Below are 19,785 nucleotides of genomic sequence, written 5' to 3'. Positions count from 1 at the left end.
ATCATGGACGGCATCGTGATGGGCGGCGGGGTCGGGGTGTCGGCGCACGGCAGTGTGCGGATCGTGACCGAGCGGTCGATGATCGGGATGCCCGAGACCGGGATCGGGTTCGTTCCCGACGTCGGCGGCACGTTCCTGCTGGCCCGCACCCCGGGAGAGTTGGGCACCCACATCGCGTTGACCACGGCACGCCTGAGTGCGGGGGATGCGATCGCGTGCGGGTTCGCCGACCACTTCATCCCCTCCGCCAAGATCGAGGCGTTCGTCGAGGCGCTGTCGACTACGACGATCGACGAGGCGTTGGCGGAGTTCACCGAACCGGCCCCCGAGTCGGACCTGCTGGCCCAGCAGGGCTGGATCGATGCCGCGTATTCCGCGGACTCGGTTGCGGAGATCGTGGCCCGGCTGCAGGCCAGTGCGGTGCCGGAGGCGCAGAAGGCGGCCGAGCAGGTGCTGTCGAAGTCGCCGACCGCGTGCGCGGTCACGTTGGCGTCGCTGCGCCGGGCCCGCGTGGCGGGCAGTCTCGAGGAGGTGCTGAACGAGGAGTTCCGGGTGTCCGTGGCGTGCCTGGGTTCGGCCGATCTGGTCGAGGGGATCCGGGCGCAGGTCGTCGACAAGGACCGCAACCCGCACTGGTCGCCCGCGACGATCGACGACGTGACCGACGCCGACGTCGCCACGTTCTTCGCACCCCTCGGCGACCTCGAACTCGGCCTGACAGCACCTACGACAACCGGAGATCAGCAATGACCGACTACGACACCATCCTCCTCGACCGCAAGGGCCGGGTCGGGATCATCACCCTCAACCGCCCGAAAGCGCTGAACGCGTTGAACTCCCAACTGCTGCGCGAACTCGTCACGGCAATCGAGGAACTCGACAGCGACAGCGACATCGGCGCGATCCTCATCACCGGGTCCGACCGGGCGTTCGCCGCCGGCGCCGACATCAAGGAGATGCAGACCAAGTCGTACATGGACGTGTACCTCGACGACTTCTTCTCCATCGGCGACCGCATCGCCGCCGCCCGTAAACCCATCGTTGCCGCCGTGGCGGGATATGCCCTCGGCGGCGGATGCGAACTGGCGATGATGTGTGACATCCTGCTCGCCGCCGACACCGCCAAGTTCGGTCAGCCCGAGATCAAACTCGGTGTCATCCCCGGCATCGGCGGCTCGCAGCGCCTCACGCGTGCCGTCGGCAAGGCCAAGGCGATGGAACTGTGCCTGACGGGCCGGAACATGGACGCCGTGGAGGCCGAACGCGCCGGACTCGTCGCCCGCATCGTCCCGGCCGCCGATTTGTTCGACGAAGCGCTGGACACGGCCACCACCGTCGCCGAGATGTCGCTGCCCGTCGCGATGATGGCGAAGGAAGCGGTCAACCGGTCCTTCGAGACCACCCTCAGCGAGGGAATTCGCTTCGAGCGACGCGTATTCCACTCGACATTCGCCACCGAGGACCAGAAGGAAGGCATGGCCGCGTTCGTCGAAAAGCGGTCGCCGGAGTTCACCCACCGGTAGTCCCCCGCCCGACCCGAACACCCCGCACCGAGCATTCGGTGCGGGGTGTTCGTGTTTGCGCCCCGGGCGGCTCCGCCGCTAGACCGGCACGACTGCCGAATCATCCTCCACCGGCTGAGCTTTCGACCGACGGTCGACTGCAGTGGCGACGAGGAGGACGGCAAGCGCGGCCACGGTGAGTGCCGCTCCCATCCAGATCGGGGAGGTGAAGCCGAGTCCCGCTGCGATGGTGATGCCGCCGAGCCAGGCTCCGAGTGCGTTGCCTACGTTGAAGGCGGCGATGTTGGCGCCGGATGCCATGGTCGGCGCCTGCGCCGCGTAGTTCATGATGCGCATCTGCAGTCCGGGGACGGTCGCGAATCCGAAGAGTCCCATGAGGAACAGGGCCACGATCGTCATCGGCTTGCTGCCAGCCGTGAGGGCGAATACGACGAGCACGACGGTGAGCACGGCGAGAACGGTGGTCAGGGTTCGGGTGAGCGCCTTGTCGGCGGCGCGTCCGCCGAGGACGTTACCGACGAACAGGCCGCCGCCGAAGAGCACGAGCAGCCACGGGACGCTGGTCGACGCGAAGCCGCCGACCTCGGTGAGGGTGAACGCGATGTAGGTGAACGCACCGAACATGCCGCCGAATCCGAGGATGGTGACGGCGATCGAGAACCACACCTGTGGGTTCCGGAAGGCCCGCAGTTCGCCGCGCAGACCGGCGGTTTCGGGCGCCTCCGCCGCACGGGACACGGACGGCACCAGCGCGGTGATACCGATCAGCGCCACGACGCCGATGACAGTGATGGCCCAGAACGTGGAGCGCCAGCCGAACTGCTGGCCGAGGAACGTGCCGAACGGGACGCCGAGCACATTGGCGATGGTGAGTCCCGCGAACATCGTCGCGATGGCCGCGGCCCGCTTGCTCGCGGGCACGAGGTCGGCGGCGAGAACCGATCCGATGCCGAAGAACGCGCCGTGGCACAGGGCCGCGAGGACGCGTCCACCCATCATCACCTCGTAGGTCGGGGCGATCGCCGACAGGAGGTTGCCGCCGATGAACAGCACCATCAGCGACTGGAGGACTGTTTTGCGGTCGAAGCGGGTGACCGCCGCGGTGATGACGATGGCCCCGATGGCGACGGAGAGGGCATAGCCGGAGATGAGGTAGCCGGCCACCGATTCGCTCACCTGGAAATCGGCCGACACCTCCGGCAGCAGTCCCATGATGACGAATTCGGTGAGACCGATCCCGAAGCCGCCCATTGCGAGGGCGAGCAGACCCAGTGGCATCGCAGCCACTCCTTTCGTACAGCTTCGAAGAGATAAGAGCGCTAGCTCGAATACCGCGTCTGCATTAGTTGCAAGCGCGCCATAAATAGTTGCACACGCCTGATATGTGCGCAAGCTGGTATTCTGACCTGGCACTCGTATCCACAGGAGGTGGCCATGGCAGTCGCTGACGACGCCGTCGAGATCCGGTCGCAGGGATGGCGCACGCTCGCGGCCCTGCACGGTCTGCTCGAGGCGGAACTCGAACGCGCCCTGCAGCGGGGTCACGACCTCTCGGTGGTCGAGTACACGGTGCTCGACGCACTGAGCCGCCAGGACGGCTGGCACATGCGGATGGCTCAGCTCGCCCGCGCGGCCGCGCTGAGCAGCAGTGCCACCACCCGGCTCGTGAACCGGCTGGAGAACCGCGGGTTGCTCACCCGGATCCTGTGCGACGACGACCGTCGCGGCATCTACACCGAACTCACGCCCGCGGGCCGGGCGGCGCTGGACGAGGCGCGTCCCACCCACGACGCCACCCTGGAGTCGGCGCTGGACCGGGCCGCCGAGGTTCCCGAACTCGCCCACCTCGCCCGCGCCCTGCACGAGCTCCCCGCGTAGGTGAGTGGCGCGGCGTGCCGGGGCACACCGCGCCACTCACGTCAGGACAACGGCGTGAAGTCGCGCGACGCGATGTACTCCGGCCGCGGCCGCGGTGCGGCGAACGGCGCGACGAGCGTGTTCTCGACACTGTTGAACACGAGGAACAGATTCGACCGCGGGTAGGGCGTGATGTTGTTGCCCGACCCGTGCATGACGTTGGAGTCGAACCACAGCGCGGTGCCCGCCGCACCGGTGAACTGGTCGATCCCGAACTCCGCGGCCATCCGGGTCACGTCCTCCCGGCGCGGAACCCCGACCTCCTGCTCGACGAGGGACGACGTGTAGTTGTCGTCGGGGGTGGCGCCGACGCACTGGACGAACCGCTTGTGCGAACCGGGCATCACCATCAGCGACCCGTTGAACGGGTAGTTCTCGGTGAGGGTGATCGAGCAGCTGACGGCCCGCGGCACGGGGAGCCCGTCCTCGGCGTGCCAGGTCTCGAAGTCCGAGTGCCAGTAGAAACCGGTGCCCTTGAAGCCGGGCATGGAGTTGATCCGGCTCTGGTGGATGTAGACGTCGGAGCCGAGAAGTTGCCGCGCGCGGTCGAGAATCCGGCCGTCGCGGATCAGCGCGGCCACCACGTCGCTGCGCCGGTGGACGTCGAAGACGGACCGGACCTCGTCGGTGCCGCGTTCGGTGATGACGCGACCGCTGTCGCGCATCGACGGATCCCGGGACAGCCGGTCGAGTTCCTCCCGGCACGACGTCACTTCGCCGTCGCCCAGGACGTGGTCGACGATGGTGAAGCCGCGTGCCTCGTGTCCGGCGAGGGCGGCCGCGTCGAAGGGGCCGTCCGCGGGTTCACCCCAGACGGCGGGTTCGTTCCGTTGGAGCATCGACGGCTCGGAGAGGATCCGAGTGGGGTACCGATCGTGACTGTTGGTGGATCCCTGAACCTCAGCTACCTGAGTCATTGCCCCTCCTCGGCAGTTACCTCTACTGCACTGTCGCTATGACGACAGCGTCTTCTGATCGGCGCGGAGCCGCTGGACGGCGTCGTCCAGGTGTTCGGCGAGCAGTTTCTGCACCTCGCCTGCCGTGCCCGACCGGATCGCCTCGCGCAGGGTCGCGTGTTCCTGCGCCTGCTCGCGGATGTCGTCGTAGGTGGTCTGCAACGCACCCAGGCACATCCGGGTCTCGATCAGCAGCGTCCGCGCCGCGCGGATGAGCCGCGGGCTCTGCGCGCTCTCCACCAGGATCTGGTGGAACTGCTGATCGGCGTCCGAGACGGCGGCGGCGTCGCCGCGCTCGGCCGCGGCCTGCATCACGAGGACGGTGGGTTCGAGCGCCAGGTAGGTGGCTTCCCGGCGACCGTCGGCGAGAATCATCTCGAGGGCCCCGCGCTCGATGACCGACCGGCTGCGGTACACGTCGACGACGTCGTCGAGGCTCAGTTCCGTCACGAAGATCCCGCGGTGACGGATGCTGTGCAGTATGCCCTCGGACACGAGTCTCTGCATGGCTTCGCGCAGGGGTCCGCGCGAGACCTGGAAGTGCGCGGCCAGTTCCGCCTCGCCCAGCTGTGCACCCGGTTCGAGGGCACCCTTCATGATGGCGACCCGCAGGCGGTCCGCGATGAATTCGGCAGTCGATTGACGACTGACGGGTTCCAGGTCAGTCAGAGCCATGACTGTGGCCTTTCTCGAACAAGGTTCCTAACGACGGTTGCACCGCCGTGTGGCCCGCAAGACGCAGGCCTTCCCAGATGGTCACCTGGTTTGCCGTGAGGACCGGCTTGCCGAGGCGCTGCTCGAGAGTACTCAGCGCGCCCAGCGTCCTCATGGCCGTGTCGGGGATGAGCAGGGCTTCGGCGTCCGGGTGGTCGTTCTCCACCGCGAGTTCCACTACGGATTCGGGGCTGAGCTGACCGACCTCGGCGGCGGTGTCGATCCCCGCGCTCGACATCGACAGCACCTCGATGCCGGCGGCGGCGAGGAATTCGACGAACAGCTTCGCGACGTCCTCCGGGTAGCTCGCGGCCACCGCGACCCGGGTGATCCCCAGGGCGTGCAGGGCGTTGACGAACGCGAAACTGGTGCTGGACGTGGGCACCCCGGTGGCGGCGGCGAGCGTCTCGGCCTGCTGCTTCGCGCCGTCGGGGCCGTAGACGAAGCTGCCCGACGTGCACGCCCACACGACGGCGTCCGGCTTCTCGTCGGCGAGCAGTGCGGCCCCGCCGGCGAGTTTCTCCGGGCTGCCGAGGTCGAGCAGTTCGGGCACGGCGTGCAGGTCGGTGCCGTAGATGTGCACGACCGGCAGATCCACTCCGAGCATCTCCGCGGCGAAGGGGTAGTCGTCTTCGGCGGCGTGGTCCGGGTAGATGAATCCCACAGTGGGTGTCGGCGTGCTCGTCATGCGTTCTCCTCTTTTCGTGTCGTGAGGGGGTGTGTCAGAAGACGTTGCGGAGCCACTTGCCGGGCCCTGTCATGGGGAGTTTCATCCGGCCCAGACAGGCCCAGATCGTGAGTTGGTTGGCGGTGAGGACCGGTTTGCCGAGTTCCTGCTCGATCGGGGCGATGATGTCGTAGGTCGGCAGGTTGGTACAGCTGACGAAGATCGCCTCCGACCGGGGGTCGTCCGCCGCGATGATCCGTTCGGCGATCGTGCGGTAGTTGACCTTCCAGATGCCGCCGCCGAGCCCGAGGTGATCGGAGCGCACCACCTCGGTGCCGGCCTCGTTCAGGAACGCGTGTAACCGTTCGGTCAGCGGGGCGTCGTACGGCGTGATCACCGACAGCCGGCTGAGCTCGAGGTGTTCGATCGCCTCGACCAGCGCCCCGGACGTGGTGACCGCGTGCAGGGCGCCTGCCTCGCAGATCGCGTCGCACAGCGTTCGCTCGTAGTCGAGGCCCTTGATGAAACTTCCCGACGTGCACAGATAGGCCACGACCTCCGGCTCGACGTGCAGGACGTCGCGCGTCGCCGCCATGAGGTGTCTTCGTTCGGATACGAGTTCGGCCATCTCCAGGCTGACGGGCACGGGTTCGTACGGCGTGCGCGCCAGATGCAGGCTCACCTCGAGGGGAGCCCAACGCCAGAGTTCACGTTCGAGGGCCAGGTCGAACGGGGCGATGATGCCTATTCCCCGTTGCGCGATCGGCCCTTCGAATTCGGGAATGTTCAGTTCCAACACCAGGCCTCACCTTCGTTTCGGCCGCGCCCGAGCATTATCAGATTGTTGACAATCATACGAGTTACTCTTACGGTGTCAACGTGAGTCGGAACCCGATCGTCGCGGTGCTACATGCCCACGTTCTGCCGAGCGACGAACTCATGGCACCGGTCGCGTCCCGTGCCGAAGTTCGCTACACCGGCAGGGCGGGGCTGAGTGACGCCCTCGACGGCGCGGACGTGCTGTTCCTCTACGACTTCCTCACCGACGCGGTGCCCGGAGCGTGGCATGCCGCCGGTTCCCTGCAGTGGTTGCACATCGCCGCGGCCGGCGTCGATCCCGTCATGTTCCCCGAGGCCCGCGACAGCGACGTCACGATCACCAACTCCCGGGGCGTGTTCGACGGGGCGATCGCCGAGTACGTGCTCGCCCAGATCCTCTCGTTCGCGAAGGATCTGCCGGGTTCGCTCCGACTGCAGCAGTCCCACACGTGGCAGCACCGCGAATCCGAGCGGATCGCGGGCCGCACCGCCCTGATCGTCGGCACCGGACCCATCGGCCGCGCGATCGCCCGGCTTCTCCGCGCCGCGGGGATGAAGGTCAGTGGGTCGGGTCGCACCGCCCGCAATGCCGATCCCGACTTCGGGACGGTCACCGCCACGGAAGACCTTCCGAATCAGCTCGCCGTCGCCGATTACGTGATCGCAGTGGCCCCGCTCACCGAGCAGACCCGCCACCTGTTCCGCGATACGACGTTCGCCGCGATGAAGCCGGGCGCGCGGTTCGTCAATGTGGGACGGGGTGAGCTCGTGCGCACCGACGACCTCGTCGCCGCGCTGCGGGCGGGAACGATCGCGGGCGCCGCGCTCGACGTGTTCGACACGGAACCACTGCCCGCGGACCATCCGCTCTGGGACATGCCGAACGTGTCGATCACACCCCACAATTCGGGCGACTTCGCCGGCTGGCGAGACGACCTCGTCACCGTGTTCACCGACAATTTCGAACGCTGGGTGACGGGGTACCCGCTCGAGAACGTAGTTGACAAGCATCTCGGGTACGTACCGAGCCGATGATGACAGGGCCCGAACGTCCAGGCTGAAGGAGTTCTCATGAATCCCACCGACATGACCGCCGTCGAACTGGTCACGGCCTACTCGTCCGGAGAACTTTCGCCGGTGGAAGCCACGCAGGCGATGCTCGACGCCATCACCGAGCGCGACCGCGCCATCAATTCCTATTGCCTCGTCGACGAGGAGCGGGCGCTCGCGCAGGCCCGGAATTCCGAGGAGCGCTGGAACACCGGCTACTCCAAGGGGCTGCTCGACGGCGTCCCGATCTCCATCAAGGACATCTTCCTGACGGACGGCTGGCCGACGCTCCGCGGATCGCAGGCCGTCGACGAGGACCAGCCGTGGGATGTCGACAGTCCCGTGGCCGCCCGCCTGCGCGAGGACGGGATGGTGTTCCTCGGCAAGACCACGACCCCCGAGATCGCCTGGAAGGCCGTCACCGACAGCGCCCTGTGCGGGATCACCCTCAACCCGGCCGACCCGACCAAGACGGCCGGTGGTTCTTCGGGCGGCAGTGCCGCGGCGGTCGCGGCGGGTCTCGGCCCCTGCTCCGTCGGCACCGACGGCGGCGGCAGTGTGCGGATCCCCGCGTCGTTCTGCGGCGTCGTCGGTTTCAAGCCCACCCACGGCCGGATCCCCCTGTTCCCGGCGAGCCCGTTCGGGCCGCTGGCGCACGCAGGCCCGATCACCCGCACCGTCGAGGACGCGGCACTGCTGATGGACATCCTGTCGCTGCCCGACCCGCGCGACCCGACGTCGCTGGCCCCGTTCCCGACGACGTTCCGCGGCGAGATCGGCCGCGACGTGGTCGGACTCGGCGTCGCGTACTCCCCCACGCTCGGTTACGTGACCGTCGATCCGGAGGTCCGGGCGATCGTCGACCGAGCTGTGCAGGCGATCGACGCCGCGGGTCTGCCGGTCACCGCCGCCGACCCCGGGTTCGGTGATCCGATCGACGCCTTCGAACTGTTGTGGGCGGCCGGGGCCGCGGCCATGCTGAAGAACTTCCCGGACGGGGCACGCGACAAGGTCGACCCGGGTCTCGGCAAGGTGTGGGAACGGGGCGAGAAGTTCAGCGCGGTGGACTATCTCGACGCTCGCGCGGTCGCCGCGGACATCGGCATCACGATGGGCAAATTCCATCTGACGCACAATGTCCTGCTCACACCCACCGTCCCCATTCCGGCTTTCGAGGCGGGCTACGACGTGCCGCCGGGCAGCGACCTCACCGGGTGGCCGCAGTGGACGCCGTTCACGTACCCGTTCAACCTGACGCAGCAACCGGCGATCAGCATCCCGGTCGGACGCACCGCGGCGGGTCTTCCTGTGGGCCTGCAGATCATCGGCCCCCGGCATTCGGACGACCTCGTGCTCGCGGTCGCACGGTACGCGGAACACGTCCTCGGCTAGGTCGGCCGAAAAGCACCCGATTCGCGCGGCATCCGAGGATGATCGGGACTGGGCCCGGTGCTGCGAACGTCTGCTCTGCGGCCGGGTGACAGTTGCCTGACAGAAGTTTTCGGGGTCGGGGAGAGTAGATGACAGCAATGCCGGTGTCCGGGGTCCCGCCGCATTCGCCGCAGGACCGGGATCCGTTCGCCCCGGGCATGGTCGTCGCCACTCGATACACACTCCTCGGACGATTCGCCGGACCCGACTGGGTGCAGTGGTGGCACGCGCACGACACCGAACTGTGCAGGGACGTCTCGCTCAGCCTCGTCGAGTCGGCGCACCTCCGCGACACCGATACCCGTCCGAATCCGGTGGAGCGGTTCTGCCGGAACACCACTGGGACCAGCTTCAGCCACGAGGGGCGGATCGCGCAGGTCTACGACATCGCGGCGGTCGGCGACCGGATCGCCGTGGTCGCGGAATGGACGCCCGGATGGCGTCTCGCGGATATCGCGCGCACGGTTCCGCGGCCGTTGGACGCCGCGCGCATCGTGCGCGACCTCGCCGCCGCCACCGCGGACGCGCACCATTTCGGTGCCCGCATCTCACTCGATCATCCCAACCGGGTGCGGATCTCCCGTGACGGACTTGCGGTCCTCGCCTTCCCCGCCACCCTCGCCGACAGCAGCACGGCCGACGACGTCGCCGGCCTCGGCGCGCTGCTGTACACGCTGTTGCTCGGCACGTGGCCGCTGCCGCAGTCCGGCGAGACCCTCCCGGCCGGACTTCCCCCCGCCGGCCGTCGGGGTGACGGTTCCGTCGTCCCACCGCATCGGGTGCGGCCCACAATTCCCCACCGGCTGTCCGACGTCGCCGTGAACGCCCTCACCCGCCAACCCGGAATGGACACCGCGCAGGCGATGGTCGACGCCCTCGACCGGATGCTGTCCGACGCGCGGGCTCGGTCGGCTCCCGCGTTCGCCCCGAGGAAGAAGCTCCGCCCGAAGCCCGACGACCGGTCGGCCCGACCGCGGGCGCCGCTTCCCGCGATGAGCGCCGCGCTCGCCGTGGTCGTCGCGCTCGGCGCCGCCGGGTGGGCGATCAGCACCGCGTTCACCGCGTCGGACGCACCGCCCGCGGCCGTCGCGGACAGCACTCTCAGCGAGATCGCGCCCGCGCCGGAACCCGACCCGACGCCGCTGATCCCGTCGTCCGCGGCCGTCTACTCACCCCAGCACTTCCCCGACAACGGGACGAGGGCGTCGCTCGCGGTCGATGCGAACCCGGCAACGTTCTGGGCCACCGACCGCTACCCGCAGCAACTGCCGCCGACGACGGGCGGTGTCGGCCTGATCGTGTCGTTCCCGCAGCCCGTCGATCTGCGGACCGTCTGGATCGAATCCCCCACGCCGGGCACCCGGGTCGAGATCCGGACCGCGCCCGCCGCATGGGCCAACATCGGCCACACCCAGTTGCTCGGCGCCGCCACGCTCGCGCCCGGGGTCACCCGCATCGCCGCCCGGACGCCCGCACCCACCACCCGCGTCCTCGTCTGGATCTCCGGACTGTCCCCGGTCGATTCCGGATTCCAGTCGAGCCTGTCGGAGATCGGGTTCCTGGGCGGCGGCGCGTGAGTCGCGACATCTTCGGCCCCACCCAGCCGAACACGGGCAGCACCGCACGCGACCACCTCGCGAACGAACGCACCTATCTCGCGTGGCACCGCACCGGCATCAGTGTCGCCGCACTCGGGGTGGCGGTGGCGAAGTTCGCCCCGCACCGCGGCGACCACGCCATTGCCGCCGGATTCATCCTGATCGCCGCGGGCCTGCTGGTATCCGCCTACGGCACCTACCGCTACCGGGTCATCAGCAGGCAGCTCGAATCCGGGGTATTCGCGCCGGCGACGTTCGCCGCCGTCGTCACGTCCAGCGTCGTCACACTGCTCGCGCTCCTCGCCGTGCTGGTCCTACTCTGACCCGGCCTACTCTGATACGGGCACGGCCTCGACGCAGCGGAATCCGATGTGGCTCATCCCGGTGTCGACCATCTGCGGCCGCCGCGCCGCGGGCCGGTACCGGCGGCAGTAACCGTCGGCGCAGAGGAACGATCCACCTTTGATCACCCTCCGTGGAACCCGGAATTGGGGTTGGCGCGGGTCGAAGCTGTCCGACATGCCGGGCCCACGCGGATTGCGTGGCGCACAGCACGACTCCGCGGAACCACTGTGCCGCTCGGCGTACCAGTCGGCCGTCCACTCCCACACGTTTCCCGCCATGTCGAACAGTCCGTAGTCGTTGGGCCGATAGCTTCCGACGGCGGTCGTGGTGCCGTACCCGGGGTCGGCGCGCCACGGGAAGTCCCCGTGCCAGTAGTTCGCCGGCGGCGGGGATCCGGCGTCCGGGGCGTCGCCCCAGGTGAATTCGGCCTGGTCGAGACCGCCGCGCGCCGCCGCCTCCCACTGCGCCTCGGTGGGGAGGGACCGTCCGGCCCACTGTGCGTACGCGGCCGCGTCCTCGTGGGCGACGTGGACGACGGGATGTCGTTCACGGCCGGTGATCGTCGACGCCGGCCCGGTGGGTCGCTGCCAGGACGCGCCGACCGTCCAGGTCCACCACTGGCTCAGGTGCCGGAGGTCGACCGGTCCCCGGGTGGGGACGAACACCATCGATCCGGGTTGCAGATTTTCCGCGGGCGCCCCCGGAAAGTCGTCGGGGTCCAGCGGACGCTCGGCGACCGTGACGTAACCGGTGTCTCGGACGAACCGCGCGAACTGTTCGTTCGTGACCTGGTGCGCCTCGATCGCAAACGCATCGACCGCCACCCGATGCGCCGGACCCTCTTCCGGATAGTGCCGATCCGAGCCCATGGTGAACGTCTGGGCGGGGATGCGACGGACGTCGGAAACGGTCACGGTGTCCACGAAATCTCCCCTTCCGACTGCTCAGGTGACGGCCGGCGAGAAGACGCTCGTCCAATCGTTCTTCATGCTTACCACGGTCCAGTCGTTCGCTCGTGCCTCTTCGAGGGCCTGCTCGGCACCGGCGACGTAGTCGAATTCGCGGTCGGCGTCGTCGTGCAGGATCAGCACCCGCAGGGCCGGGCGGTCGGGTAGCCCGGAGAACGCCAGCATCGGCAGGTCGCCGTTGGAGTTGCCGACCGACAGGATCGGCCGCCGACCGATCCTGCTCCAGATCCGCACCGGTTTCTCCGGTCCGTCGTCGAAGAAATCCATCGCCGCCTTGTAGAGCAGCTCCGTTCGGCCTTCCTCGGCGCGGTAGGTGAGGCCGAGTGCACTGCCGATGATCCGTTCCGGCGGTATCCCGTAGAGCTGCCCGGCGATGGGGCGCATGAAGTCCCGGTCACCGCCGGACGCGATGTAGAGCGTGAATCCGTTCGCCTCCAGGTAGCGCAGGAGATCGACCATCGGTGCGTATCCGCAGCCCCGGTACGGGCGATCGAGCGTCGGATGGTCCGCTCCGTCGAAGAACGCGGTGACCCGGGCGTCGTAGTTCTCCACGCTGATCTCGTCGAACGCCCGGGTGATCGCACCCATCAACAGCTTCAGATCCGCGTCGTCGCCGTGATAGTGCTTGACGATCGCGGCGCCGAGCCACTTCAGGTCGTGCTCGTGCGCGGCCTGCCAGGGCTGCGTCTGCTGCAGTTCGGGATCGTCGGCGGCCATCTCCGCCAGCCGCCGGATGGTGAAGTCGAGCTGGATCGGCATCGGCTTCTCACACCACAGTGTGCCGTCGTTGTCGAAAACGGCCACCCGGTCCGCCGGCTCGACGAAATCCGGTCCCGGGGCCGTCACCCGTCCCACGAAGTCCTCGATCGCGGACCGCGACGATCCGTCCGACCAGGAACCACCCAGTCCGGCGCCCATCCCGGTCAGTCCTTCGCCAGGAAGGCGTGCAACTTCGCCACCGCATGGTCGATCGTGAAGCTCGCCGGCTCCTGCCTCGGAGGAAATTCCTTGAACGTCTCGAGGAATTGAGTCGTGATGACCGTTCCGTAGATGGCGATGTAGTCGTGGTCGAGGAACCAGTCCCAGTAGGTGTTCGACGTGATGTCCGCACGCTCGAACGGGTCGGTGCGCAGGTTGAACAGTTTCGGCAGCCGTAGCGGCGTGAACGGCTCCGCCCACAGCCCGAGGGTGCCCTGCGCCCGCTGCTCCATGAACACGATCTTCCAGTTGTCGAAACGGATTCCCAGCACGTCGCCGTCGTCGGAGAAGTAGACCATTCCCCGGCGCGGCGACGTCTCGACCTCACCCGTGAGGTACGGCAGGAGGTTGTAGCCGTCGATGTGCGCCTTGAACGTCTTCTCGCCGGCGTCGTGGCCGGTCTTCAGTTGCTCGACGACCTCGGGCGCACCCGCGGCGGCAAGGAACGTGGGAAGCCAGTCGTGGTGCTGAACGATCTCGTTGGATACGACGCCGGCGGGAATCTTCCCCGGCCAGCGGATCACCTCGGGGACCCGGAACGCGCCCTCCCAGTTGGTGTCCTTCTCGCTGCGGAACGGGGTGGTCGCGCCGTCCGGCCACGTGTTCGCGTGCGGGCCGTTGTCGGTGCTGTAGATAACGATGGTGTTCTCGGTGAGACCGAGTTCGTCGACCGCGTCGAGCAACTGGCCCACGTGCTTGTCGTGATCGACCATGGTGTCGTGGTACGGCGACTGCCAGTGCCCGGCCTGCCCGATACTCTCCGGTTTGGTGTGGGTCCGCAGGTGCATGTGCGTCGTGTTCATCCACACGAAGAACGGTGTGTCCGCTTCCTTCTGCCGTGTGATGAAGTCGATTGCCGCGGAGACCGTCTCGTCGTCGATGGTCTCCATGCGCTTCTTGTTCAGCGGCCCGGTGTCCTCGATGCGCTGCTTCCCGAACGGCCCGTACCGCGGATCGACCTCGCCGCCGTCTTCCTCGGTGGCCCAGCAGTGGAGGACGCCGCGCGGCATCATCACCTCGTGCAGTTTCGGATAGTCGTGCGCGCTGGGATAGTCGGGGAGCTCGGGTTCTTCCTCCGCGTTGAGGTGATAGAGGTTGCCGAAAAACTCGTCGAACCCGTGCACGGTCGGCAGATACTTGTTCAGGTCGCCGAGATGGTTCTTCCCGAACTGCCCGGTCGCGTACCCGAGGGGCTTGAGCAGTTCGGCGATGGTGGGGTCTTCGGGCGACAACCCGACGTCGACACCGGGAATGCCCACCTTGCTCATGCCGGTCCGGTACACGCTCTGCCCGGTGATGAACGCCGCCCGGCCCGCGGTGCAGCTCTGTTCCCCGTAGGAGTCGGTGAACCTCATGCCCTCGTCGGCGAGACGGTCGATGTTCGGTGTGCGGTAGCCCATCAGTCCGTCGCTGTAGCAACTGAGATTGGTGATTCCGATGTCGTCGCCCCAGATGACCAGGATGTTGGGTTTCGCGTCCGTCATCGTGCTCTCCTCGCGTCATCGGTCGGCTGCGATTTCCCTGCGGCCGTCGCCCGCACGACAGCCGGGACTCGCAGTCCTGACGATGCTCGCGGGACCTCCCGGCCACATCACCCGCACCGGGTGAGAACCTCGTGCCGCCGGACGGCCATCAGTCCGGTGGCACAGACGCCGGCCGGTCCACGGTCAGGATGTACACGCTGATCACCATCACCCACACCGGAAACACCAGCGTCACCCAGAGACTGAAGCTGACGACCACCAGGAGCGTGAGCGACAGCAGGTAGGTCGCGACGGCCGCCACCGCGGCATCAGCCCGGTGCGCAGCCAGATGGTCCCCAGCGAGATCATGAACACCCCGGCCATGCGAACTCCGTACACGTTGTTCACGTGCAACATGACCTCGCGACCGAAGTAGACGAGGTCGTTCTGCGGAGCGTCGGGCAGCCGGGATATGGCGAGCATTCCCCCGGCGAGTGCCATCGACACGAACGTCGTCGCGAGGAACAGCAGCCCACTGCCCAGGAAGACGGTCGAGAAGAATCGGTCTTCGAGTTCTCCGAGCCGATCGCGAATGACGCCGATGAACCACAGGAACGCGATGCCGGCGAACGGCGCGAGGATGAGGGCCGACGTGATCTGCGTCTGGTGGCTCACCCACGGGTGCCCGCGGCACCCGGCAGTGCGCTGCGCAGCAGGACGATGCTGGAGGCGAACAGGACGCCGAAGACGACACCGGCGACGGCTGCGGCCCGTGGGGTCCGCAGCCGGTGGTACTCGGCATCGCCCCGTGTGCCGGCCATGAGATTCAGTGTTCGCCGAGGTCGCGCTCCGGGGCAACAGGGACCGCGGATCGAGCAGCTATCCGGACGCCTCCAGCGTCGCTTTGAGAACGGAGACGTCCAGCGTCGCCGCCAGATCCGCGATCGTCACACCCGACAGCGTGTTCCGCCACGCACGCTCCGCGTCGGCCATGACCTTCGCGATGCCGCAGGGGGCCGTGCACTGTTCCGGTGGCGCGGCGAGCAGCCCCTGCTGCCGGATCTCGGTGCACCGAAATGCCGGCCCCGCGCCGTCGACCGCCTGCACGACGTCGAGCACGGTGATGTCCCCGGGGGCGCGGGTGAGGACGTACCCGCCGTCGCGGCCCTCGGTCGGGTGGACGAGACCGGCCCGGGCCAGCGACTGCAGGTGCTTGGCGAGATAGGACTTCGACACCCCGTGCAGGTCGGCCAGCCGGGCGGTGGGCACTGGGCCCTCGGCCTGGCTGAGCACGACGCAGCAGTGGAGCGACCACTCCACACCACCGGAAATCTTCATGCTGACAACCCTATTTGCGAAGCCATTCGTCCAGGGTGGTCGGGGCGATCCAGGCGCCGGCGCCGGGTGTCGGCGTGATGGCCGCGTCGTCGAGTTGCGCACCGAAGTAGCCGGCGGCGGGATCGCTCCTCACGGTCCGCTTGTCGCCGGTCGACGCGAACAGCCGGCGCACCAGTTCGTCGATGCCCAGCGGCTCGGGACCGGCGATCTCGACGGTGCCGTTCAGCGGGGCGCCGGCGGCGACCTCCGCCACCCGGGTCACGACATCGCGCGAGGCGATGGGCTGCAGGTGCGCCGGCGTCGCGTGCACCGTGTCGCCGACGGTGCCGGCGTCGGCGATGCCCGCGATGAACTCGAAGAACTGGGTCGACCGCACGATCGAGTAGGGCACCGGACCGGCCTTGACCACGTCTTCCTGCGCGACCTTGGCCCGCATGTATCCGGAGTCGGGAAGCCTGTCGGCGCCGACGATCGACAGGACCACGTGGTGCCCGACGCCTGCGGCTTCCTCGGCGGCGAGCATGTGCTTCGTCGAGTCCCGGAAGAACGCCAGGACGTCGTCGTCCGCCCACGACGGCGAATTGGTCAGGTCCACCACCGCGTCGGCTCCCGCGACGGCCTCTGCGACACCCTTGCCGGTGGTCGTGTCGATTCCGTCGCCGCGGCCGAGGGCCACGACGTCGTGCCCGGCCTCGCCGAGCTTCGCCGCGACCTGCCGTCCGATCAGTCCGTTCCCGAAAATGACGATCTTCACGTCTTGTCTCCTTTACTCGGATAAGTCATGTCCGAGTTTACTCCGACAAGTGTTGTCCGAGTCAAGACCCGCATCACGCCGATTCCGGCCGCACCATGACGGGCACGCCCTCGTACGGTGCGAGGGTGATCGGGAAACTGTGCAGCTCGTCCACGGCACCGATGTGCTCGTCGGTGAACAAGTTGACCGCAGGCGAGCCCGCAGGCAGGAACTGCGACTGGACGGTCGCGGCGATCTCCTCGGACGTGAAGTTGAGGACCGTGACCTCCAGACTCGAGTCCGCCAGTTCGTGAACCATCACGAGCAGCCCCTTGTGGGACACGGTCGGCACGTCGAGTTGGACGGCGGTGGCGATGCCGAATCGGTTCCGGATATCGATGATGCGGGCCAGCCTGCGCGCGAACGACGTCGGATCCTGCAGTTGCACAGGCAGACTCCCATACAGACTGCGTCCACGGGGAATGCCCGACTCCGACCGCTCGGCATCCGGGTTGACGCCCATCAGGTCGTGCGCACCCCGGTTGATCCAGCGGGTGTCTCCCTCGGCGAGGAGATCGGCGACGTCCTCGGACGGCACGGGAAGCAAACCGCACAGGTCCCAGCCCGACAGGGCGAACACTCCCGGCTGGAGTGCGTTGAACATCGCCAGCAGCAGGTGGGCCTGCTTGACGGTGTCGATGTCGGCATCGTCCATCCGGTCGAGGTCGCGGATGCCCAGCGCTGCGGTGATGACACTGGCTGTCGTGCAGGCGATCCCGTTCGTGGTGAACGTGCGGTTGTACGGCGCCCACCGCCCGGTGAGCCGCTCGCACAGGTCTTTGCGGATGCGGTCACCGAGGTCGGTCCCGGTGACGGACTCGCCGCCGTAGTCGAACTCGTCGTCCTTGTGCAGGGTCGCGAAATGGACCAGCTCGAACGTCAGTTCGTCGTGGTTCTGCAGAGCATGGACGAGCGACGCCGCGTCGACGCCGTGATCGCGGGCGAGGTTCATCGTCAACCGCAGGAATTCGGTGTTCCCCATGACCAGCGCATGGTGGTAGGCGGGCCGATTGATGAAGTCGTACGACAGGTCGGCGCCGGTCGTGCCCATCGCCTTGATGTCGTCGATGGTGAGGTTCAACTCCTGGAACGTGAATCCGCCCATCTTCCGCACGATGCTGGCGATGAGGTGATTCGCCGCCTCCGACAGCGGGTGCCCCTCCGACCAGCCGGGAAGTCCCTCGGTGCGGCGTTCCACCCCGAGGAAACCGTTGGCGTCCAGGCGGAGCGCGCCCGCGCCGAGGTCGGCGATGGAATGGCATGCGTCGCCGATGACGAGGCGCATGCCCGCGAACGACGGATCGAGCCAGTTGATCGACGGCTGCCCGGCCTTGAAATAGTGCAGATACACCCACCGGCGCTCGACGCCGTCCACCCCCATCACCGCGGGCGTGACACTCCAGTTGGTCTCCTTCACCCCGAGTTCGTAGAAGATGACGCGCTGCAGTTGCCCGATGATGTACCCGGCGCGGGCGAGTTGCGCCTCCGTGTCGGCGTCGATGTTCACCGCGTCCCGGCCGTCCGGCACGCGGGGAAGCAGGTGCCAGTCCTGCTGTTCGATCTCCACCATGTGATAGATGCCGGGATAGTCGGCGTGCGCCATCTCGGCGAGCCGGAAGTCGGCACCCTTACCCGTGTGGCCGGGCACGATGTCGTCGATGACGATGCCGTCGTACGCTGCGGCGACGACGCATAGCTTGCGGAACTCCTCCTCCGTCCCGAACGCCGAGTCGATCTGCATGCTGATGCGGTCGAAGTGGCCGTCCACCGAGGGCGTCGCCCGCCACCCTTTGATCCCACCGGCCTGCTTCACCGGCCCCGTGTGCACCGCCGTCACCCCGATCTCGGAGAACGCCTGCCACAGCGACTCGTCGCCGAGCGAACTCAGGAAACTCGCGCCCGGCGCGGTGATGATCGAGATCGGGTACGCCGTGAACCACACCGAACCCCGCTCCACCGCGGCCCGCGGATCGGGGTCGGCATAGGGGTTCTGCCACATGCTGCCCTTGCCGGACAACTGCTCCGCGATCAACTTCGCATCGTGCAGGATCGACTGGTTGATCAGCCACTCCACGTACTTCGGGTTGTCCGGCACCGGCTCACCCGACTGCGCATCCACCCTCGCCGCGCGGCGGACCGACGGTTTCAACGGCCGCGGACGCGCCGGATAGAACTGCTCGTCGTAGCTGATCTCGCTGGGCTCGTGATGGATCTCGGGGTTCATGGTCCTCCGTCGTCATCTCGTCGACTCCGCCGCACCGGTCGGCTACCCGTCCACCGTCCCACGGAAACGACCGCCCGGCATGCGGAGTTGGAGATCGAACCGCGCGATCACCTGGCGAGCAGCGGTTTGACGTCCCGTCCGATGAATTCGACGAATCCCAGCAGATCCGGTTCGTCCTCGGTCGGTGTGATCGCCACGGACGTCGCACCCAGATCGGCGAGTCTGCGCACCTCCGCGGCGATGGTGGCCGCGTCACCGGCGACCCCGATTCCCGTGTCGGCCGGTTTCTCCCACCGCGCCAGTTCCGCATCCACCCGTCGCTGCGCACCGTCGCCGGTCGCGGCGATCTTCGGGACGACCACATGATGAGAGGCGGCCCGGGCCGCGCCGATCTCCTCCGCGATCAGATCGCGGGTCCGGCGGACGTCGTCGTCGCCGACCGCGGACGGGAGCAGGTTGCCGTCACCCAGCCGTGCCGCCAGGCGGATCGACTTGGGACCTTCGCCCCCGAGCATCAGCGGCACCCGCTCGGCCGGGGGCCAGTCCAGTTTCACGTCGTCGAGCCGGACGTACCGCCCCCGGGTGCTCACCGACTCCCCGTCGAGCAGCGCCCGCAGCGCCACCGAATACTCCTCGAGCAGGGTCATCGGCGACCCGGCCCGGGCACCCACCTGCCCCATCCAGTCCTGCACCCCGTGCCCGACACCCGCGATCACCCGGCCGGGAAACAACCGGGCCATCGTGGCGATCTCCATCGCGGTGAGCGCGACATTGCGCAGCGGGACGGGCATCAACCCGACACCGACGTGGATGCGTTCCGTCCACGCGAGCGCCGCGGACGCCGACGCGACGCCACTTTCTTTGAAACAGTCCTCCCACAACCAGATCTCGTCGAGACCACTGCTCTCGGCCACCCGCGCGAAATCCCTCAACCGCTCGGGTTCGATCGTCGGGATGAACGTCACGCCCAGCCGCGGCACCGCAGTCGTCATCGATCCATC

Annotated in this window: 19 protein-coding genes and 1 pseudogene; 7 read left to right on the top strand and 13 right to left on the bottom strand. The window is 67.8% G+C overall.

All coding sequences use genetic code 11. The annotated features are described in order from the left end of the window. Together CA951_RS39455 and CA951_RS39450 are read left to right on the top strand one after the other, a co-directional pair. On the top strand, window positions 1-750 hold a 750-nt coding region (locus CA951_RS39455), incomplete at its 5' end, for a 3-hydroxyisobutyryl-CoA hydrolase (RefSeq protein ID WP_087562035.1). Then, the gene (locus tag CA951_RS39450; protein ID WP_087562032.1) at window positions 747-1,523 is read left to right on the top strand and encodes an enoyl-CoA hydratase; all 777 of its coding nucleotides are present in this window, start codon (window positions 747-749) and stop codon (window positions 1,521-1,523) included. The genes CA951_RS39455 and CA951_RS39450, both read left to right, overlap by 4 nt. Before the next feature lie 78 nt (window positions 1,524-1,601). Here CA951_RS39450 and CA951_RS39445 read toward each other — a convergent pair whose 3' ends face one another. Then, window positions 1,602-2,801, bottom strand: a complete 1,200-nt coding sequence (locus CA951_RS39445; protein WP_087562031.1) for an MFS transporter — start codon at window positions 2,799-2,801, stop codon at window positions 1,602-1,604. Between the two features lie 156 nt (window positions 2,802-2,957). Here CA951_RS39445 and CA951_RS39440 point away from each other — a divergent pair, with 156 nt between their 5' ends. After that, window positions 2,958-3,401 (top strand): MarR family winged helix-turn-helix transcriptional regulator, encoded by a 444-nt coding sequence (locus CA951_RS39440; RefSeq protein ID WP_012691665.1) that lies wholly within the window; start codon window positions 2,958-2,960, stop codon window positions 3,399-3,401. A 41-nt stretch (window positions 3,402-3,442) separates the two neighbouring features. Here the strand turns inward: CA951_RS39440 and thpD are convergent, their stop codons facing one another. Genes thpD through CA951_RS39420 form a run of 4 tightly spaced genes read right to left on the bottom strand, consistent with a single transcriptional unit; the run spans window position 3,443 to window position 6,576 of the window. After that, window positions 3,443-4,357 carry an ectoine hydroxylase gene (thpD, locus tag CA951_RS39435; RefSeq protein ID WP_087562030.1) on the bottom strand — a complete coding sequence of 305 codons (915 nt, stop codon included), beginning with the start codon at window positions 4,355-4,357 and terminating at the stop codon, window positions 3,443-3,445. A 36-nt stretch (window positions 4,358-4,393) separates the two neighbouring features. Continuing rightward, window positions 4,394-5,071 (bottom strand): GntR family transcriptional regulator, encoded by a 678-nt coding sequence (locus CA951_RS39430; protein WP_087562029.1) that lies wholly within the window; start codon window positions 5,069-5,071, stop codon window positions 4,394-4,396. Next, the gene (locus tag CA951_RS39425; RefSeq protein ID WP_087562034.1) at window positions 5,058-5,798 is read right to left on the bottom strand and encodes an aspartate/glutamate racemase family protein; all 741 of its coding nucleotides are present in this window, start codon (window positions 5,796-5,798) and stop codon (window positions 5,058-5,060) included. The genes CA951_RS39430 and CA951_RS39425 overlap by 14 nt, the downstream gene beginning before the upstream one ends. A 34-nt stretch (window positions 5,799-5,832) precedes the next feature. Beyond that, entirely contained in the window at window positions 5,833-6,576 is a 744-nt protein-coding gene (locus tag CA951_RS39420) for an Asp/Glu/hydantoin racemase (protein WP_087562028.1), read from the bottom strand. Window positions 6,577-6,656: 80 nt separating this feature from the next. Here CA951_RS39420 and CA951_RS39415 point away from each other — a divergent pair, with 80 nt between their 5' ends. The 4 genes from CA951_RS39415 to CA951_RS39400 all read left to right on the top strand — a co-directional run bounded on the left by CA951_RS39415 (window position 6,657) and on the right by CA951_RS39400 (window position 10,998). Further along, on the top strand, window positions 6,657-7,631 hold the full coding sequence (locus CA951_RS39415) for a D-2-hydroxyacid dehydrogenase (RefSeq protein WP_087562027.1): 975 nt from the start codon (window positions 6,657-6,659) through the stop codon (window positions 7,629-7,631). Between the two features lie 36 nt (window positions 7,632-7,667). After that, window positions 7,668-9,038 carry an amidase gene (locus CA951_RS39410; RefSeq protein ID WP_087562026.1) on the top strand — a complete coding sequence of 457 codons (1,371 nt, stop codon included), beginning with the start codon at window positions 7,668-7,670 and terminating at the stop codon, window positions 9,036-9,038. Between the two features lie 128 nt (window positions 9,039-9,166). Continuing rightward, a complete protein-coding gene (locus tag CA951_RS39405; RefSeq protein ID WP_087562025.1) occupies window positions 9,167-10,654 on the top strand; it encodes a hypothetical protein in 1,488 nt (495 codons plus the stop codon). Next, the gene (locus tag CA951_RS39400) at window positions 10,651-10,998 is read left to right on the top strand and encodes a YidH family protein (protein WP_087562024.1); all 348 of its coding nucleotides are present in this window, start codon (window positions 10,651-10,653) and stop codon (window positions 10,996-10,998) included. Before CA951_RS39405 ends, CA951_RS39400 begins: the two co-directional genes overlap by 4 nt. A gap of 6 nt (window positions 10,999-11,004) precedes the next feature. Here CA951_RS39400 and CA951_RS39395 read toward each other — a convergent pair whose 3' ends face one another. The 8 genes and pseudogenes from CA951_RS39395 to CA951_RS39360 all read right to left on the bottom strand — a co-directional run bounded on the left by CA951_RS39395 (window position 11,005) and on the right by CA951_RS39360 (window position 19,776). Beyond that, complete coding sequence (locus CA951_RS39395) at window positions 11,005-11,889, bottom strand: formylglycine-generating enzyme family protein (RefSeq protein ID WP_256974276.1); 885 nt, start codon at window positions 11,887-11,889, stop codon at window positions 11,005-11,007. 75 nt (window positions 11,890-11,964) lie between these two features. Then, window positions 11,965-12,906 carry an HAD family phosphatase gene (locus CA951_RS39390; RefSeq protein WP_087562022.1) on the bottom strand — a complete coding sequence of 314 codons (942 nt, stop codon included), beginning with the start codon at window positions 12,904-12,906 and terminating at the stop codon, window positions 11,965-11,967. Window positions 12,907-12,911: 5 nt separating this feature from the next. Beyond that, window positions 12,912-14,450, bottom strand: a complete 1,539-nt coding sequence (locus tag CA951_RS39385) for an arylsulfatase (protein ID WP_087562021.1) — start codon at window positions 14,448-14,450, stop codon at window positions 12,912-12,914. A 148-nt stretch (window positions 14,451-14,598) separates the two neighbouring features. Further along, window positions 14,599-15,250, bottom strand: a pseudogene (locus tag CA951_RS39380) (hypothetical protein). A 58-nt stretch (window positions 15,251-15,308) separates the two neighbouring features. Next, complete coding sequence (locus tag CA951_RS39375) at window positions 15,309-15,767, bottom strand: Rrf2 family transcriptional regulator (protein ID WP_087562020.1); 459 nt, start codon at window positions 15,765-15,767, stop codon at window positions 15,309-15,311. A gap of 10 nt (window positions 15,768-15,777) precedes the next feature. Next, window positions 15,778-16,521, bottom strand: a complete 744-nt coding sequence (locus CA951_RS39370; protein ID WP_087562019.1) for an SDR family oxidoreductase — start codon at window positions 16,519-16,521, stop codon at window positions 15,778-15,780. 73 nt (window positions 16,522-16,594) lie between these two features. Beyond that, complete coding sequence (treS, locus tag CA951_RS39365) at window positions 16,595-18,784, bottom strand: maltose alpha-D-glucosyltransferase (RefSeq protein WP_087562018.1); 2,190 nt, start codon at window positions 18,782-18,784, stop codon at window positions 16,595-16,597. Between the two features lie 107 nt (window positions 18,785-18,891). After that, the gene (locus CA951_RS39360; protein WP_087562017.1) at window positions 18,892-19,776 is read right to left on the bottom strand and encodes an LLM class flavin-dependent oxidoreductase; all 885 of its coding nucleotides are present in this window, start codon (window positions 19,774-19,776) and stop codon (window positions 18,892-18,894) included. Window positions 19,777-19,785 lie beyond the last annotated feature (9 nt).

Source organism: Rhodococcus sp. NCIMB 12038 (genome assembly GCF_002165735.1).
Taxonomy (GTDB): domain Bacteria; phylum Actinomycetota; class Actinomycetes; order Mycobacteriales; family Mycobacteriaceae; genus Rhodococcus_F.
This window is presented reverse-complemented; position numbering and strand designations above follow the sequence as displayed.